Source organism: Nonomuraea marmarensis (assembly GCF_043197025.1).
In the GTDB taxonomy this organism is placed as follows: Bacteria; Actinomycetota; Actinomycetes; order Streptosporangiales; family Streptosporangiaceae; genus Nonomuraea; species Nonomuraea marmarensis.
Genome location: NZ_JBICRM010000013.1, coordinates 90,224 through 105,528, shown reverse-complemented (window position 1 = coordinate 105,528; position 15,305 = coordinate 90,224). Strand labels below are relative to the sequence as shown.

The following is a 15,305-nucleotide window of genomic DNA, read 5'->3' as shown; positions in this document are numbered from 1 at the left end:
AGGACGGTGCGGCGAGGATGACCGCCTGGCCTGGGTGGTGTCGTACCCCGTGCATGTATGTGTTTTTGGCGCGCGCCGGAACGCGGCGCGACGCATGACGCGCGCCCGAGTGGCCGTCGGTTACGACGTCCGATTACAACCGGCGGAGGACTGCTACGACCTTGCCCAGGACGCTGGCCTCGTCGCCGGGGATGGGCTCGTAGTTGGCGTTGTGCGGGACGAGCCAGACGTGGCCGTCCTTGCGCTTGAAGGTCTTGACGGTGGCCTCGCCCTCGATCATGGCGGCCACGATGTCGCCGCTCTCCGCCACCGGCTGCTGGCGGACGACCACCCAGTCGCCGTCGGCGATGGCGGCCTCGATCATCGAGTCACCGGTGACCTGCAGGAGGAACAGCGTGCCCTCGCCGACGAGCTGCTTGGGCAGCGCGAAGACGTCCTCGACGCTCTCCTCGGCGAGGATCGGGCCACCGGCGGCGATGCGGCCGACGAGCGGCACGTAGGCGGCCGTGGGGCGGCTGATCGTGGGCTCGTCGTCGCTGGCGTCGGGGTCGACCCACAACACGGGCTCGCCCGGCAGGCGCACCTCGAGCGCGCGCGGCCGGTGCGGGTCGCGGCGCAGGTAGCCCTTGCGCTGCAGCGCCGTCAGCTGGTGCGACACGCTGGACGTGCTGGTCAGCTGCACCGCCTCGCCGATTTCGCGCATGGAGGGCGGATATCCGCGCTGTTGCACCGAGTCGCGAATCACTTCGAGGATCTTGCGCTGTCTGGGAGTCAGCCCCAGGGAATCGCGCCGGCGCACCGCGAGGTCGCTGACCCCGTTTGCGTCATCCCGCTCACTCATGCTCTTCCTCCTCGCCTGGCGGCCCGCCTCACCGGCGAACCTCCCGGTCCGTGGTCTTGATGTCGCACACAGCGACCGTATCGCTGTTGAAGATCATCTTCAAACAATTGTTCGAGTCTTCCTCGAAATTGTCGCCAGTGTGGTGTACAACATCGTACGGGAGTTCGATCGACACCGTGTTCGATTTGCTGATCTTTTATTGGGCCTTTTCCAGGGGTCACACGGCGGGAGGTCATCCATGCGAACGACCACGAATACGGACACGACCAGCGAAGACACCAAACGACTCACACTCATCGCCGATGCCACGCAGGGCAAGGATCGACGGGGAGACAATACGCGCTCGGGGGCTGGATCCCGCGGGAATTCCGGCAAGAGGTTGGGGCCCCGTTCGAGTGGCGGGGGGCGGCGTGAGGGCCCTTCGTCCGGCGGGGGTGTGGCTCGGGGGCGCGGAAAGCCCTATTTGCGGCTTGTCCCGTCACCGCGTCCAGGCGCCCAACTGCAGGGCCGGGGAGGTGCCGACGCCGACACCCTCGATGCAGGGGGGCGTCGAGGGCAGGCCATAGGGGCGGAGGGCGGCACAGGCGGCGGGCGAAGGCCACCAGAGACGTCCAGGGCCGGTGCTGATACGGGTCGCGCGCGCAGCGCCGGCGGCGACGCGGGTGGCGGGCCGGGGGCTGGCCGCGTTCGGGGGCGCGGGCCGAGGGCCATCCCCGGTGGGGGCCGGGGGATGGGGGGCGGCGTTGATGGAGGTCGAGGGGCGAGGGCGACCAGTAGGGCGGTGCGGGGGTCGGCTGCTGACGGGCAGCGGGGATGGGGCCGGAGGGCTGCGAAGCGCCGCGAGCAACGGGCTGAGAGGCGGCGCGAGCGACGCGGATTGAGGTGGCGTGAGCGGCGGGTGGCGGCGCGGCTCAGGCGTCGTTCCGCCCCGCCGGTGCGGCTGACTCGTCGCGGGCGGGTCGTGCTGGTGGTCGCGGTGGCGTTATTGTCGCTGGGCGGGTTCTGGCTCGGGACGCGCACGGCGGGGCATGCGGCGGTGAAGGTCGTGGTGCCCAGCCATGCGGGGTTGCCCTGGGTGGAGGTGCACAAAGGGGACACGCTCTGGGTGATCGCCGACGCGCTCGCCCAAGGGGACGATCCCGGCGTTGTGGTGGCGGAGATCAAGCGCTTGAACGGCCTGCCCGACTCCATCATCCGCCCCGGCACCCGCCTCTACGTCCCAAGCGACACAACCGCCTTACGCTGATCGCCGGGTCGCCGGGTCGCCGGGGCTGGGGTGGGGCGGTCTCAGGTCGATTGGTTGCCTGGTCGGCTCCGGCTCCGGGGTTTCTGATGTCTCGGTCGCGCGCCGTTGACGGGGGACGTGGATGTGGCACGCGAACCGCAGGGTGGCGCGCGCCCCGGGCGTCCTGGGCACGTGCGGTGGTGCACGTGCGCTCGCCTAGTGGGCTGAGGTGTGCCGGGAGGCGCGATTTGTGGCCTACGGGGTCTCCGGTACCTTTGTGAGGTTTGTTCACGAACGAGCGCCCATGCAACTCCTGTGACGTCTCTACCGGCGGGAACATCGTTCAGCGGCCCGGTGTTGATGGCGACACGCCCGAGTCAGGAGGGATGGCGGGGCTGATCAGCGACTTCAGTTCGATTGGGGTCGGTCAACTTGCGTTCATGGTCGCTCGCTTCTACGGTTGGACCACAACATCTAGTAGTTACACCGATGTAGTTCACCACACCTTGTGTTTACGTGACCGCTCCATGGACAACCGTGGGGCGTGCGCGAGCATCCCGCTACGTGCGCGGTGGTGGCCATAGATGGAGGCGAAAGCGTGCACTGTCCGTTCTGTCGCCACCCTGACACCAGGGTCATCGACAGCCGCTCCACGGACGACGGCGGGGCCATCAGACGCCGTCGCACCTGTCCCGAGTGCGGGCGCAGGTTCACCACGCAGGAGACCGTACTGCTCATGGTGAGCAAGCGCAGCGGAGTGACAGAGCCGTTCTCGCGGGACAAGGTCGTCGCGGGCGTGCGGCGGGCATGTCAGGGCAGACCGGTCAGTGAGGACTCACTGGCGCAGCTCGGGCAGCGGGTGGAAGAGGCCATCAGGGCCAAGGGCGCGGCCGAGCTCCCCTCCAACGAAGTGGGTCTGGCCATCCTGGGCCCGCTGCGGGAGCTCGACGAGGTGGCCTACCTGCGGTTCGCATCGGTGTATCGCGGTTTCGAGAGCCTGGCGGACTTCGAGGCCGAGATCTCACAGTTGAAGGCGGAGAAGGGGGAGTCATGACGGAGACGGCCAGCGGTTCAGTCACGCGCGGAGGCAAGCGTCCGCGCAAGGGACTGAAGATGAAGCGGATCTTCACCAAGCCCGGCGTGCACCCGTATGACGAGATCCAGTGGGAGCGCCGCGACGTCGTCATGACGAACTGGCGCGACGGCACGATCAATTTTGAGCAGCGAGGTGTCGAGTTCCCCGAGTTCTGGTCGGTCAACGCGACCAACATCGTGACGACCAAATACTTCCGCGGCGCCGTGGGCACCCCGCAGCGCGAGTGGAGCCTGAAGCAGCTGATCGACCGGGTCGTCGGCGTCTACACCAGGACCGGGATCGAGCACGGCTACTTCGCCGGCGACGAGGACGCCGAGATCTTCGACCACGAGCTCAAGCACGCGCTCGCGCACCAGGTGTTCGCGTTCAACTCGCCGGTCTGGTTCAACGTGGGCACGCAGTCACCTCAACAAGTAAGCGCTTGCTTTATCCTCTCCGTGGACGACCAGATGGAGTCGATCCTGGAGTGGTACAAGGAAGAGGGCGTGATCTTCAAGGGCGGCTCTGGCTCGGGTGTGAACCTGTCCCGGATCCGCTCGTCGAAGGAACTGCTGTCGAGCGGCGGCACGGCTAGCGGGCCGGTGTCGTTCATGCGTGGCGCGGACGCCTCAGCAGGGACGATCAAGTCGGGCGGCGCGACCCGCAGGGCGGCCAAGATGGTCGTGCTCGACGTCGACCACCCCGACGTCGAGGAGTTCATCGAGACCAAGGCGCGCGAAGAGGACAAGATCCGCGCGCTGCGCGACGCCGGGTTCGACATGGACCTGGGCGGCAAGGACATCGTCAGCGTCCAGTACCAGAACGCCAACAACTCCGTACGCGTCTCCGACGAGTTCATGGGCTCGGTGGAGAAGGGCGGCGAGTTCGGCCTGCGGGCCCGCCTGACCGGTGAGGTCATCGAGACGGTCGACGCGCAGGGCCTGTTCCGCAAGATGGCCAAGGCGGCCTGGGAGTGCGCCGACCCCGGCGTGCAGTACGACGACACGATCAACGACTGGCACACCACCCCGGAAACCGGACGAATCACTGCAAGCAACCCATGTAGTGAATACGTCCATTTGGACAATTCATCCTGCAACCTGGCCAGCATCAACCTGCTGAAGTTCCTGAAGGACGACAACTCCTTCAACGTCGCCGACTTCGTCAAGCTGACCGAGCTGATCATCACCGCGATGGACATCTCGATCACGTTCGCCGACTTCCCCACAGAGAAGATCGGGGAGACCACGCGGGCCTACCGCCAGCTCGGCATCGGCTATGCCAACCTGGGCGCGCTGCTGATGGCGACGGGCCACGCCTACGACTCCGACGGCGGCCGGGCCGTGGCGGGGGCGATCACCAGCCTCATGACCGGTGTGTCCTACCGCCGCAGTGCCGAACTGGCCGGGGTCGTGGGGCCGTACGACGGATATGCCAGGAACGCGGAGCCGCACAAGCGCGTCATGCGCAAGCATGCGGCGGGGAACGACGACCTGCGCACGATCGGCGCCATGGACGCGAAGATCCACGCCGAGGCGTCCCGCCAGTGGTCGGAATGCCTCAAGCTCGGCGAGAAGAACGGGTACAGAAACGCCCAAGCCAGCCTATTGGCCCCAACTGGGACGATTGGCTTGATGATGGACTGCGACACGACCGGGATCGAGCCGGACCTGGCGCTGGTCAAGTTCAAGAAGCTCGTCGGCGGCGGGTCCATGCAGATCGTCAACCAGACGATCCCGAGGGCGCTCAGGCAGCTCGGCTACCAGCAGGAGCAGACCGAGGCCATCGTCGAGTACATCGCCGAGCACGGCCACGTCGTCGAGGCGCCCGGGCTGCGCCAGGAGCACTACGAGGTGTTCGACTGCGCGATGGGTGAGCGGGCGATCGCGCCGATGGGGCACGTCCGGATGATGGCGGCCACTCAGCCGTTCCTGTCCGGCGCCATCTCGAAAACGGTCAATCTTCCCGAGTCGGCCACGATCGACGACATCGAACAGGTCTACCTCGAGGGCTGGAAGCTCGGGCTCAAGGCGCTGGCGGTCTACCGCGACAACTGCAAGGTCGGCCAGCCGCTGTCGGTCGGCAACGGCTCCAAGAAGGAGGAGCAGAAGGCCGAGCCCGAGGTCAAGGTCATCGAGGTCAACCGGCCGACCCGGCGGCGCATGCCCAACCAGCGGCCGAGCATGACCACCCGCTTCACGGTGGGCGGCGCCAAGGGTTACATGACCGCTTCGTCCTACCCGGACAACGGGCTGGGCGAGGTCTTCCTCAAGATGTCCAAGCAGGGTTCGACGCTGGCGGGCGTCATGGACGCGTTCTCCGTCGCGATCTCCATAGGGCTCCAGTACGGCGTGCCGCTGGAGACGTACATGGGCAAGTTCGTGAACATGCGGTTCGAGCCCGCGGGGATGACGGACGACCCGGACATCCGGATGGCCACGTCGGTGATGGACTACATCTTCCGTCGGCTGGCCCTCGACCACCTCCCCTACGACGAGCGGGCGGCCCTGGGCATCTTCTCGGCGGCCGAGCGGACCGCGCAGCAGCGTGGCGAGGACCCGGCGGCGCTGCAGGAGACGTTGGACCGCGAGACGCTGGCCCAGTCGGCGCCCATCGAGGCGAAGCCGAAGGAGGAGGAGCAGCAGCCGGTCAAGGAGCTGACGCTGGAGAGCCACCAGCGGTTCACGGCCGACGCGCCGCTCTGCATGACCTGCGGCACCAAGATGCGTCCTGCCGGTAGTTGCTACGTCTGCGAGGGGTGCGGCTCTACCAGCGGCTGCAGCTGATACCAGGCCGCCGTCGGCCGATCGTTCGACGCCTCGGATTTCGGTAAGGAGGGTGCTCCGGCCTCATCAGGGGCTGGGGCACCGCCGGGCGCTCGCCAGGAAAGCGCTGATCCCTAGCGGGCCGCGTACAGCGCGTGTGCGGCAGTGATCGCCTGTTCGGCGAAGCCGAGCACGTCCCGTCGCCGTTCGAACGGCGACCCGTACAGCGAGCACCGGGGTGTCCCGAAGTGGTCGCCCAGCCCGGAGACCGCGCTGGCCACCGTCGGCAGCGCGGCGTCCTCCTCGCGCAGCCGCAGGGCCTCGTTCACCACGCGGTGCCAGCGCTCGGGGAACGTCTCCAAGGCGTGCCGCCCGGCCCCCGCCTTCGAGGTGATCTCGCCCGTCGCCAGCGTGTAGTGCAGCCGGGCCACACCCGTGACGACCCATACGGCCCCGTAGCTCCCGAGGCAGGTCAGCCCCCAGGGAGAGGCCAGCCGGGAGGCGCGGATCACGAGGCGCCGCCAGTAGCTGTCGAGGTTGCCGTCGGTCCAGGCGGCGAGGGTGGCCGGATCGTTCCAGATCTCCAGTTCGTCCGGCTTGGGCCCGCGGCAGGTCAGGCCGTGGTGAGCGAGCGTGTGCCAGGTGATCGGATTGACGCCGCCCCGGCGGTTGAGCCGGCCCGCGTGCGCCTGCGGGCGGGCCTCCAGGTCCGAGGGGTCGCGGCGGAGATCGTCCCAGGTGAGGTAGACACCGTCGAACGGGTGCGCGCCGAGCCGGTCGTGAATGCGCCCCAGCACCTCGACCGGCGGTTCGGCGGCCGTCACCGCGACGAAGTCCACGTCGCTCGTGCCGGGTCGGTAGTCGCCCAGGGCCGCGGAGCCCTCCAGGTAGAGCCCTTCCACCAGCCCGGGAGCCTCGGCGTCGGCCAGCGACAGGTAGGTCTCGACGATGGCGTCGATCTTCGGGTGGGGCGTCATGGCCGCCCAGCCTGCCACAATCGACTCCATCGGCTCATCACATTCCAGGATTCTAGAATAGCGGGGTGAATGAGGCATCTACCCCCGAAGTCCTCAGGGTTATACATGACGGTCTTAAATGGTCAGCGGTTGAGCCGGGTGTGATCCCCGCCTGGGTGGCCGACATGGACCTGCCCACCGCGCCCGAGGTGGTCGAGGCCCTGCGGCGGCGGGCACAGGGAGATCTCGGCTATCCGGCCTGGATGATCGAGCCCAACGCGGGACCGCTGGCCGAGGCGTTCGCCGAACGCATGACGAACAGGTACGGCTGGCCCGCGGACCCCTCCCTCGTGCGTTCCTACTGCGACCTCAACCAGGCCCTCCAGGTGCTCCTCCAGATCTGGACCAGGCCCGGTGACGGCGTCGCCGTGCACACCCCGGCCTACCACCCGTTCCTGACGACGCTGGACGTCATGGAACGCCCCCTCCGCCCCATCCAGTTAGAGCCCGACGGCGACTCGTGGCGCTTCGAGGTGCCCGACCTGTCGGGCTGCCGGGTGCTCCTGCTGGTCAACCCGCACAACCCGACCGGCAGGGTCTTCACCCGCGCGGAGCTGACCGAGCTGGCCGAGCACGCGGAACGCCACGACCTGCTGGTCATCGCGGACGAGATCCACGCCGACCTGGCCTACGAGCCGCACCGGCACATCCCGTTCGCCACGATCCTCCCCGAACGCACGGTGACGATCACGTCCGCGACGAAGGCGTTCAACCTGGGCGGCATCCGCTGCTCGGTCGCCCACTTCGGGCACCCGGGCGTCCTCGAGGCACTCAAGGCACAACCCCCCTTCCTGTACGGCTCCGCGAACCTCTTCGGCGTCGAGGCCACGGTGGCGGCGTGGCGGCACGGAGACGCCTGGCTCCAGGAGACCCTGGCGGTGCTCGACCGCAACCGGCGCACGATCGCCGAACGCCTGCCCGGCAGGTTCGGATACCGGCTCCCGGAGGCGACGTACCTGGCCTGGCTGCACGCGGATCGGCCCGGCATGGCCGAGGTGATCGAGCGCGAGGCCAGGGTGCGTCTGAACGACGGCGCGGCGTTCGGTCCGGGCGGCGAGCACTACGTCCGCCTGAACTTCGCCACCACGGAACCCATCCTCACCGAGATCCTCGACCGTCTGGCCCGCGTCAAAGCCTGAGGCACGGGCCTCAGGCGCTGATCAGGTCGGCGAGGACGTCGGGTTTGTTGGTGATGATGCCGTCCACGTGGAAATCGATCATGCGACGCATGACCTGCGAGTTGTTGATCGTGTAGGTGTGGACCCGCATGCCGGCCTGGTGAACGCGCTCCACGTACTCGGCGGTGAGGGTCTTGTGCGGCGGGTTGATCAGGTCGGCGTACTCCGCCAGCCCGGGGAGCTGCTCGGCCGTGGGCGTGCCGAGCAGCCCGATCGGCACGTCGGACATCAGCCCGTGGAACTTCCGCATGGAGTCCCAGTTGAACGACTGCACCGCCAGCCGCCGCTCTGACAACCAGCTGGGGTTGCGGCGCAACTCGGCGACGACCCGCTCCTCGATGCCCGGGTAGAGCTTGGCGCCCTTGACCTCCAGCATCAGGCTCAGGTTCGAGTCCTTCATCGCGTTCAGCGCCTCGCTGAGGGTGGGCACCCGCTCGCCGGAGTATCTGGACGAGAACCACGAGCCGGCGTCGAGCTTGCGGATCTCGGCGAGCGTGAGGTCGCGGACGTTCCACGGGGAGCGGTCGGGGTACACCCGCTCGGCGTCGGTGGTCCGGGACAGGGTCGAGTCGTGCATCACGACCAGCTGGTGGTCCTTGGTCTCCTGGACGTCGAGCTCGAACACGTCGGCGTCCAGGCGGCTCGCCAGCCGGAAGGAGGCGATCGTGTTCTCGGGAGCGTACGCGGAGGCGCCTCGATGGGCGACGTTGGCGACGGTCTCGGCGTCGGCCGGGGCTGCCGGTGCCGCCAGGAGGGAGAGCGTGGTCGCGAGGATGAGTGCGAGTCGCTGGAACATGGGTCTCCTCCGTTACGGGGAGAGGCCACGACTCGACGGTGACTATCACTCGTGACTGCGAGTTGATGGCTGAAAGTAACCCGATGGTGCCCGGCAAATGAGCATTCGACGCGCGGGGTAGGACATATTGCCGCACCCCGCGAAATGTCTTTACTTGATCGCTGTGTCCAGTGCGTTGGCGATCGCGCCGGTGTCGCCTGACATCTCCCAAATCAGGCCCTCGCTCCGTGGCCGGCCCGCCTTCTCGCCGATCGGCCAGGAGTCGCCGGACGTCCGCCACGGCCCACCACAGCACGAACCTGCCCGCGGGGCCGGACAGCGCGGGGAGGCCGCATCCCGCTGGAGATCGAGAATTGCGAGCCTTTAGCCTGAATGTCGTGAAATTTGGTGGAACGCTGGCGGTGCTGCTCTCGGCCTGGTTCATGGCGCAGTTCGACTTCTTCGTGGTCAACGTGGCAGCGCCGTCCATCGAGCGGGACCTGAACGCCGGTCCCGCGGCCCTGGAGGTGATCGTGGGCGGCTACGCCTTCACGTATGCGGCGGGCATGATCACCGGAGGCCGGCTCGGCGACCGTTACGGCTACCGGCGCCTGTTCATCTGGGGCGTCGTCGCGTTCACCATCGCCTCCGTGCTCTGCGGGATCGCCGTGAACCCGGTCCAGCTCGTCGCCGCCCGCCTGCTGCAGGGGCTGACGGGCGCCGCGATGGTGCCGCAGGTGCTGGCCACCATCTCGGCCGGGTACCCGCCGCACGAGCGAGCCCGCGCCCTCGGCTGGTACGGCGCCACCGGCGGCCTCGGCTCGATCGCCGGCCAGGTGCTGGGCGGGCTGCTGCTGGATGCCGACGTGCTGGGCCTGGGCTGGCGGATCATCTTCCTCATCAACCTGCCCGTCGGCCTGGTCGTCGTGCCGCTGGCCGCCTGGCTGCTGCCCAGGGTCGAGACGCCCCGGCGGTCCCGCCTCGACCTGCCCGGCGCGGCGGGCCTGGCCGCCGCCCTGGCGCTGGTGCTGGTGCCGCTCGGCCTCGGCAACAGCCTGGGCTGGCCCGCCTGGACGTGGGTGTGCATGGCGGTCAGCGTGCCGCTGTTCGCGCTGACCTGGCGCTGGCAGCGGGTGCTCGGCCGGCGCGGCGGGCAGCCGATCCTCGACCTGGCGCTGCTCAAGGTCCACTCCTACCAGGCGGGCGTCGGCTCGATCGTGGCGTTCATGGCGTACTTCGCGTCGTTCATGTTCACGCTGACGCTGCTGTTGCAGGGCGGGCTCGGACTCACGGCCCTCCAGGCAGGGCTGGCGTTCGCGCCGATGGGGGTGCTGTTCTCGGTCACCTCGCTGCTGGGCACCCGGCTGGTCAGGAGGTATGGGCTGGTCGTCCCCATGGTCGGCGGCACGGTCGTGGCGCTCGGACTCGGCCTGCTGGCGGTCTCGATGGGGCTCGGCCTGCCGTGGATCATGGTTTCGCTCATGCTGGTCGGCTCCGGCAACGGGCTGGTCCTGCCGCAGCTCATCGGGGCGGCGCTGGTCGAGGTCGAGCCGCACCAGGCCGGCATCGGATCCGGCATTCTCAGCACGTCGCAGCAGTTCGCAGGGGCCGGAGGCGTGGCCGTGATCGGCGCGGTCTTCTTCGCGGCGGCCGAAGGCGGGCACCATCTCCAGGCCATGCGCTGGTCGGCCGCCATCGACCTGGGGCTGATCCTCGTCGTGATCGGGTCGGTGGCCTACAACAGGCGCCGCGCTACTCGGCAGGTACGGACAGAGCTGTCCCGTACAGTCGCGACGCCCTGAGCCTGATCACCAGCCGCCGGTCGGCGACCATCTGCTGCAAGAAGGCGGCTTCGTCATCCACGCGGGGCTGCATGGCGAGCAGTTCCCGGCCCACCTCGTCGCCCGGCTCGCCGCTCACCGGCGACAGCTCCGCCGCGCCCTCGGCCACGGCGTACGACCCGAAGTCGTTGCTGGCCACGTAGAGCGCGCAGCTCGGATCCTGGTGCAGCTGCCGCACCTTGAGCCGGTCGGCGATGGTCGAGATCCGCACCACGAGCTGCCCGGGGTCCCAGGTGTAGATGACCGTGGACAGGTGCGGGTAGCCGCTGCTCTTGTTGGTGGCCAGCGCGCCGAACCGCTGCTCGCCCAGCAGCCGCGAGAGCTCGTCGTCGGTCAGCGATCGAGGCCCCGGGCCCGCGCCTGGCCCGTCGTCCTGCGACATCCCGCCCTCTCACCTCCAAAACCGTAAATATCAGCCTATCCGCAGCTCTGGGGTGAATGTCGGCGCGTTTGAGATCACGATCGGCCCCACGTCGAGCGGCTCGTACTCCGTTACCCGGCCACCGGTAGGTTACAAATCATGAATTTTGCCATTATCAGCGGATATGTCGTACCGATCGACGGCGACCCCATCGACGGCGGCACCGTACTCGTCCAGGACGGGAAGATCACCGCGGTCGGCCGGGACGTGCCGGTGCCCGACGGGATCCCCGTCGTGGACGCCGCGGGCGGCTGGGTGCTGCCCGGTTTCGTCGAGGCCCACGGCCACCTCGGCGTGCACGAGGAGGCCGAGGGCTGGGCCGGCCAGGACACCAACGAGATGACCGACCCGAACGGCGCCCGCCTGCGCGCGCTCGACGCCATCAACCCCGCCGACCTGGCCTTCGCCGACGCGCTCTCCGGCGGCGTGACGACCGCGGTGATCAAGCCGGGCTCCGGCAACCCGATCGGCGGCCAGACGGTCGCGATCAAGTGCTGGGGCAGGTCCGTGGACGAGATGCTGATCAAGGAGCCGGTGAGCGTCAAGAGCGCGCTCGGTGAGAACCCCAAGCGGGTCTACGGCGACCAGAAGAAGTTGCCGTCCACCCGGCAGGGCGTGGCCGCGGTGATCCGGGACGCGTTCATGAAGGCGCAGGACTACCGGGCCAGGCGGGAGGCCGCCGACGCGGAGGACAAGCCGTTCGACCGTGACGGCACGCTGGAGATCCTGGCGCGCGTGCTGGACGGCGAGCTGCCGTGGTGCCAGCACACGCACCGGGCCGACGACATCGCCACCGCGCTCAGGCTGGCCGACGAGTTCGGCTACCGGGTGGTGATCAATCACGGCACGGAGGGCCACCTGCTGGCCGACACCCTGGCCGCCAGAAACGTTCCGGTCATCATCGGCCCGCTCTTCACCAGCCGGTCGAAGGTGGAGCTGCGGGAACGTTCGCTGCGCAACCCGGGCATCCTAGCGCGGGCGGGCGTCGAGCTGGCCATCACCACCGACCATCCCGTCGTGCCGATCCACTTCCTCGTCCACCAGGCCACGCTGGCGGTCAAGGAGGGCATGGACCCGGCTGCGGCGTTGCGCTCGATCACCTTGAACCCGGCCCGGATCATGGGGATCGACGACCGGGTGGGCGCGCTCCGTCCCGGGCTCGACGGTGACGTGGTGATCTGGTCGGGGGATCCGCTGGACGTCATGAGCCGGGCGCTGCGGGTTTTCGTCTCGGGGCGGGAGGTGTACACGTACGCGAACGGCGAGCCTGTCGTGGCGGATCCGTACTACCGCGAAATCAAGTAACCGTTAAGTGACTGTAGATACGACACGCGCATAGTGGGCGGACCAACGGGAAAAGAGGCACCACAATGACAGCACCGTTGCTCGCCCAGCGCCCCAGCAAGGCACTGCTGATCGGCCTCGTCGTCTCGGGCGTCCTCGCGCTGGTCGTGCTGGCCCTCATGCTCTGGTCCGGCGGCCCCGTCGGGTTCGGCCTGTCCGCATTGCTGGCCGTGGCGCCGCTGCCGGTGCTGCTCGCGGCCGTGCTCTCGCTCGACAGGCTCGAACCGGAGCCGAAGCTCAACCTCGCGTTCGCGTTCGCGTGGGGCGCGGGGGTGGCGATCGTGCTGGGGGTCGCGCTGACGTTCGTGGGCCAGGAGCTGTTCGCCAGGGCCGGCTACGGCTCCGCGGTCGTCGACGACGTGGGCACCGTGCTCCTGGCCCCCGTGATCGAGGAGGCGCTCAAGGGCTCGGCGCTGCTCCTGCTGCTGCGCCGGCGGCGGGAGATCGACGGCCTGACCGACGGCATCGTGTACGCCTCCATGGCCGGCCTGGGCTTCGCCGCCGTGGAGAACGTCGGCTACTACCTGCTCGCGTTCGGCGAGAACGGCGCCGGGGGAGCGGTGCAGCTGTTCGTGATGAGGGGGCTGATCGACCCGCTCGGCCACCCCATCTACACCTCCCTGATCGGCGTCGGCGTCGCCTACGCGCTCACCCGCCGCACTCCGGCCAGGTTCGCCGCGATCCCGCTCGGCTACCTGGGCGCGGTCTTCCTGCACGGTCTGTGGAACGGCGCCGCCACCACGGGGTCGCTGGCCTGGCTGGGCACGGCGTACCTCGTGATCATGGCCGCGCTGGTCCTGCTGATCGTCGTGACCGTCGCCGAACGCCGTCACCTCGTCGCCAGGATGGGCGTCTACCTGCCCGGCTACCGGGACACCGGGCTGGTCTCCGAGGCCGACGTGCGCATGCTCACCACGTTGCCCGCGCGCAAGATTGCCCGTAAGTGGGCCAGGTCCGCCGGCCTCGGCCGGGCCATGAGCGACTACCAGCAGGCGGCGACCGAGCTGACGCTGCTGCACCTGCGGGCCGAGCGGAAGGGCATGGACCCGGTCAGGTTCGCGGTGGAGCGCGACGCGTACCTGGGAGTGATGGCGCACGCCCGCCGGTGGTGAGCCCGATTCCCTGACAAAATGGGGAAAACCCCGAAAGGAGATCACATGAGCTGGGCGGAGATCGGGTCAGAGGCCGAGCTGCGGGAGCTGCTCGGCGAGGTCATGCCGAGGGCCGCGACCAAGGAACGTGTCCGGCTGCACGAGCGTGACCTGGAATGGCTGGCGACCTCGCCGTTCTGCCTGATCGCCACCTCCGACGACCACGGCAACTGCGACGTGTCTCCCAAGGGCGACCCGGCCGGGTTCGTCCACGTCATCGACGACACCACGATCGCCATCCCGGACCGCCCCGGGAACCGCAGAGCGGACGGATTCCTCAATATCCTGAAAAATCCGCATGTGGGGTTGATTTTCCTGATTCCTGGGCGCAACGAGACGCTGCGCGTCAACGGGCGGGCCCGGCTGGTGCGTGATGCCCCGTTCTTCGACGAGATGATCGTCAAGGGCCACCGCCCGCACCTCGCGCTCGTGGTGGAGATCGAGCAGATCTTCTTCCACTGCGCCAAGGCGTTCCTGCGCTCCTCGTTGTGGAAGCCGGACAACTGGGGCGGCGACCGCCTGCCCTCGCACGCGACGCTGGTCAAGGACGTGCAGAAGGTCGAAGAGAGCCTCGAAGAGCTCGAGAGTTACTACGGCGAGAGCTACGCCAAGCGGCTCTACGGCTGATCTCGGAGCTCGGCCTGGGCGTCAGGCGGCGGGGGTGGGACCGCCGGGGAAGCGGATCACGTTTCTGCCGCTGTAGGCTCGCAGGTCGACGACCTTGGGGTCGGCGAGCGGCTTGCGGCCGTCTGCCGAGCGGATGTCGCGGACCTTGTGCCTGGCGATGTGTGGCGGCACCACCACAAGCCTCTTCATCGTAAGCCCCCCGTGATGTTCTTGTTACCTATGTTATCTACAGATACCCCCGTAAGTTCGGTGTAAGGAGTAAGTCAATAGGGAAGCCAGCGGCCCGCCGGTGACCGCAGGTCCAGCTCCATGGCCGGCCGGGTGCGCCGCTTGGTGGCCGACTTCCTGACTCTGACGCGTTTCATGGTCTCCCCCTTCCGAAGCGCGTCTTGCTCTCCTCCAACGACTGTGCGCCGCGCCGCTTGGCGGCGGCATGACGGGCACTTGCCACCCGCCATGCGCGCCAACCTAACCGGCCGCGACCGGCCGGCTCAATGCATTTCTACCTACTGGCCTCAGGTTCCAGGAGTGAGCCGGGCGGTGACCCCGATCCTGTTCCAGGCGTTGATCATGGCGATCGCCACGACGAGCAGCGAGAGCTGCTTCTCGTCGTAGTGCTCGGCCGCCTGCTGCCACACCGCGTCCGGCACGGCCTCGCGGTCGGGCAGCCTGGTCGCCTCCTCCGTCAGCGCCAGCGCGGCCCGCTCGGCCGGGGTGTAGACGGTGGCCTCGCGCCAGGCGGCGACCGACCACAGCCGCTCGTCGCTCTCGCCGGCCTTCTTCATGTCCCTGCTGTGCATGTCCACGCAGTAGCCGCAACCGTTGATCTGGCTGGCACGCAGCTTGATCAGCTCGATGGTGCTGGTGGGCAACTCGCTCTCGTGCAGCAGCTTCTCCACCGACAGGAACAGGTGGTACGCCTGGGGAACGTTCTTCGCGACGTTGATCCGCTGAGTCATATGAGCCTCCGTAGTTTCGTCGTTCGTGACACTGGACGGGACAGCTCGCCCAGTTGTGACAACTTCGACAAATCCGGCGGCTAACCC

The 15,305-nt window shown here is 68.4% G+C and carries 14 protein-coding genes; 8 read left to right on the top strand and 6 right to left on the bottom strand.

Translation table 11 applies throughout. The features are described from left to right. Positions 1 to 133: 133 nt before the first annotated feature. Entirely contained in the window at positions 134 to 841 is a 708-nt protein-coding gene (gene lexA, locus ACFLIM_RS22530) for a transcriptional repressor LexA (RefSeq protein WP_393168413.1), read from the bottom strand. A gap of 934 nt (positions 842 to 1,775) precedes the next feature. Between lexA and ACFLIM_RS22525 the strand changes: the two genes are divergently transcribed. From ACFLIM_RS22525 to ACFLIM_RS22515, 3 genes are all read left to right on the top strand, one after another. Next, positions 1,776 to 2,087 carry a LysM peptidoglycan-binding domain-containing protein gene (locus ACFLIM_RS22525; RefSeq protein ID WP_393168412.1) on the top strand — a complete coding sequence of 104 codons (312 nt, stop codon included), beginning with the start codon at positions 1,776 to 1,778 and terminating at the stop codon, positions 2,085 to 2,087. A 577-nt stretch (positions 2,088 to 2,664) separates the two neighbouring features. After that, a complete protein-coding gene (gene nrdR / locus ACFLIM_RS22520; RefSeq protein WP_138719270.1) occupies positions 2,665 to 3,120 on the top strand; it encodes a transcriptional regulator NrdR in 456 nt (151 codons plus the stop codon). Then, on the top strand, positions 3,117 to 5,927 hold the full coding sequence (locus ACFLIM_RS22515) for a vitamin B12-dependent ribonucleotide reductase (RefSeq protein ID WP_393168410.1): 2,811 nt from the start codon (positions 3,117 to 3,119) through the stop codon (positions 5,925 to 5,927). The genes nrdR and ACFLIM_RS22515 overlap by 4 nt, the downstream gene beginning before the upstream one ends. A 113-nt stretch (positions 5,928 to 6,040) precedes the next feature. Here the strand turns inward: ACFLIM_RS22515 and ACFLIM_RS22510 are convergent, their stop codons facing one another. Beyond that, positions 6,041 to 6,883 (bottom strand): nucleotidyltransferase domain-containing protein, encoded by an 843-nt coding sequence (locus tag ACFLIM_RS22510; RefSeq protein ID WP_393168657.1) that lies wholly within the window; start codon positions 6,881 to 6,883, stop codon positions 6,041 to 6,043. Positions 6,884 to 7,023: 140 nt separating this feature from the next. On the opposite strand from ACFLIM_RS22510, the gene ACFLIM_RS22505 reads away from it, so the two are divergent. Beyond that, positions 7,024 to 8,061, top strand: a complete 1,038-nt coding sequence (locus ACFLIM_RS22505) for a MalY/PatB family protein (protein ID WP_393168408.1) — start codon at positions 7,024 to 7,026, stop codon at positions 8,059 to 8,061. Between the two features lie 10 nt (positions 8,062 to 8,071). Here the strand turns inward: ACFLIM_RS22505 and ACFLIM_RS22500 are convergent, their stop codons facing one another. Beyond that, positions 8,072 to 8,896: a glycerophosphodiester phosphodiesterase gene (locus tag ACFLIM_RS22500; RefSeq protein WP_393168406.1), complete on the bottom strand. Its 825-nt coding sequence runs from the start codon at positions 8,894 to 8,896 to the stop codon at positions 8,072 to 8,074. Between the two features lie 377 nt (positions 8,897 to 9,273). On the opposite strand from ACFLIM_RS22500, the gene ACFLIM_RS22495 reads away from it, so the two are divergent. Further along, positions 9,274 to 10,677, top strand: a complete 1,404-nt coding sequence (locus ACFLIM_RS22495; protein ID WP_393168404.1) for an MFS transporter — start codon at positions 9,274 to 9,276, stop codon at positions 10,675 to 10,677. Here ACFLIM_RS22495 and ACFLIM_RS22490 read toward each other — a convergent pair. Next, positions 10,628 to 11,098, bottom strand: coding sequence for a pyridoxamine 5'-phosphate oxidase family protein (locus ACFLIM_RS22490; protein ID WP_393168402.1), 471 nt, complete (start codon positions 11,096 to 11,098; stop codon positions 10,628 to 10,630). The genes ACFLIM_RS22495 and ACFLIM_RS22490 overlap by 50 nt on opposite strands. 138 nt (positions 11,099 to 11,236) lie before the next feature. On the opposite strand from ACFLIM_RS22490, the gene ACFLIM_RS22485 reads away from it, so the two are divergent. The 3 genes from ACFLIM_RS22485 to ACFLIM_RS22475 all read left to right on the top strand — a co-directional run bounded on the left by ACFLIM_RS22485 (position 11,237) and on the right by ACFLIM_RS22475 (position 14,259). After that, positions 11,237 to 12,442 (top strand): amidohydrolase, encoded by a 1,206-nt coding sequence (locus ACFLIM_RS22485; protein ID WP_393168400.1) that lies wholly within the window; start codon positions 11,237 to 11,239, stop codon positions 12,440 to 12,442. 65 nt (positions 12,443 to 12,507) lie between these two features. Continuing rightward, positions 12,508 to 13,593, top strand: a complete 1,086-nt coding sequence (locus ACFLIM_RS22480) for a PrsW family intramembrane metalloprotease (RefSeq protein WP_393168398.1) — start codon at positions 12,508 to 12,510, stop codon at positions 13,591 to 13,593. Between the two features lie 45 nt (positions 13,594 to 13,638). Then, a complete protein-coding gene (locus ACFLIM_RS22475) occupies positions 13,639 to 14,259 on the top strand; it encodes a pyridoxamine 5'-phosphate oxidase family protein (protein ID WP_393168396.1) in 621 nt (206 codons plus the stop codon). Positions 14,260 to 14,280: 21 nt separating this feature from the next. Here ACFLIM_RS22475 and ACFLIM_RS22470 read toward each other — a convergent pair whose 3' ends face one another. Together ACFLIM_RS22470 and ACFLIM_RS22465 are read right to left on the bottom strand one after the other, a co-directional pair. Continuing rightward, positions 14,281 to 14,448 (bottom strand): hypothetical protein, encoded by a 168-nt coding sequence (locus ACFLIM_RS22470; protein ID WP_393168394.1) that lies wholly within the window; start codon positions 14,446 to 14,448, stop codon positions 14,281 to 14,283. A gap of 326 nt (positions 14,449 to 14,774) precedes the next feature. Further along, entirely contained in the window at positions 14,775 to 15,218 is a 444-nt protein-coding gene (locus tag ACFLIM_RS22465) for a carboxymuconolactone decarboxylase family protein (protein WP_393168392.1), read from the bottom strand. Positions 15,219 to 15,305: the final 87 nt, after the last annotated feature.

What these genes read in the sequence shown, in the direction of transcription:
- lexA (WP_393168413.1), bottom strand. Translation starts at nt 841, where the DNA reads ATGAGTGAGCGGGATGACGCAAACGGGGTCAGCGACCTCGCGGTGCGC.
- ACFLIM_RS22515 (WP_393168410.1), top strand. Translation starts at nt 3,117, where the DNA reads ATGACGGAGACGGCCAGCGGTTCAGTCACGCGCGGAGGCAAGCGTCCG.
- ACFLIM_RS22510 (WP_393168657.1), bottom strand. Translation starts at nt 6,883, where the DNA reads ATGACGCCCCACCCGAAGATCGACGCCATCGTCGAGACCTACCTGTCG.
- ACFLIM_RS22500 (WP_393168406.1), bottom strand. Translation starts at nt 8,896, where the DNA reads ATGTTCCAGCGACTCGCACTCATCCTCGCGACCACGCTCTCCCTCCTG.
- ACFLIM_RS22490 (WP_393168402.1), bottom strand. Translation starts at nt 11,098, where the DNA reads ATGTCGCAGGACGACGGGCCAGGCGCGGGCCCGGGGCCTCGATCGCTG.
- ACFLIM_RS22485 (WP_393168400.1), top strand. Translation starts at nt 11,237, where the DNA reads ATGAATTTTGCCATTATCAGCGGATATGTCGTACCGATCGACGGCGAC.
- ACFLIM_RS22480 (WP_393168398.1), top strand. Translation starts at nt 12,508, where the DNA reads ATGACAGCACCGTTGCTCGCCCAGCGCCCCAGCAAGGCACTGCTGATC.
- ACFLIM_RS22475 (WP_393168396.1), top strand. Translation starts at nt 13,639, where the DNA reads ATGAGCTGGGCGGAGATCGGGTCAGAGGCCGAGCTGCGGGAGCTGCTC.
- ACFLIM_RS22470 (WP_393168394.1), bottom strand. Translation starts at nt 14,448, where the DNA reads ATGAAGAGGCTTGTGGTGGTGCCGCCACACATCGCCAGGCACAAGGTC.
- ACFLIM_RS22465 (WP_393168392.1), bottom strand. Translation starts at nt 15,218, where the DNA reads ATGACTCAGCGGATCAACGTCGCGAAGAACGTTCCCCAGGCGTACCAC.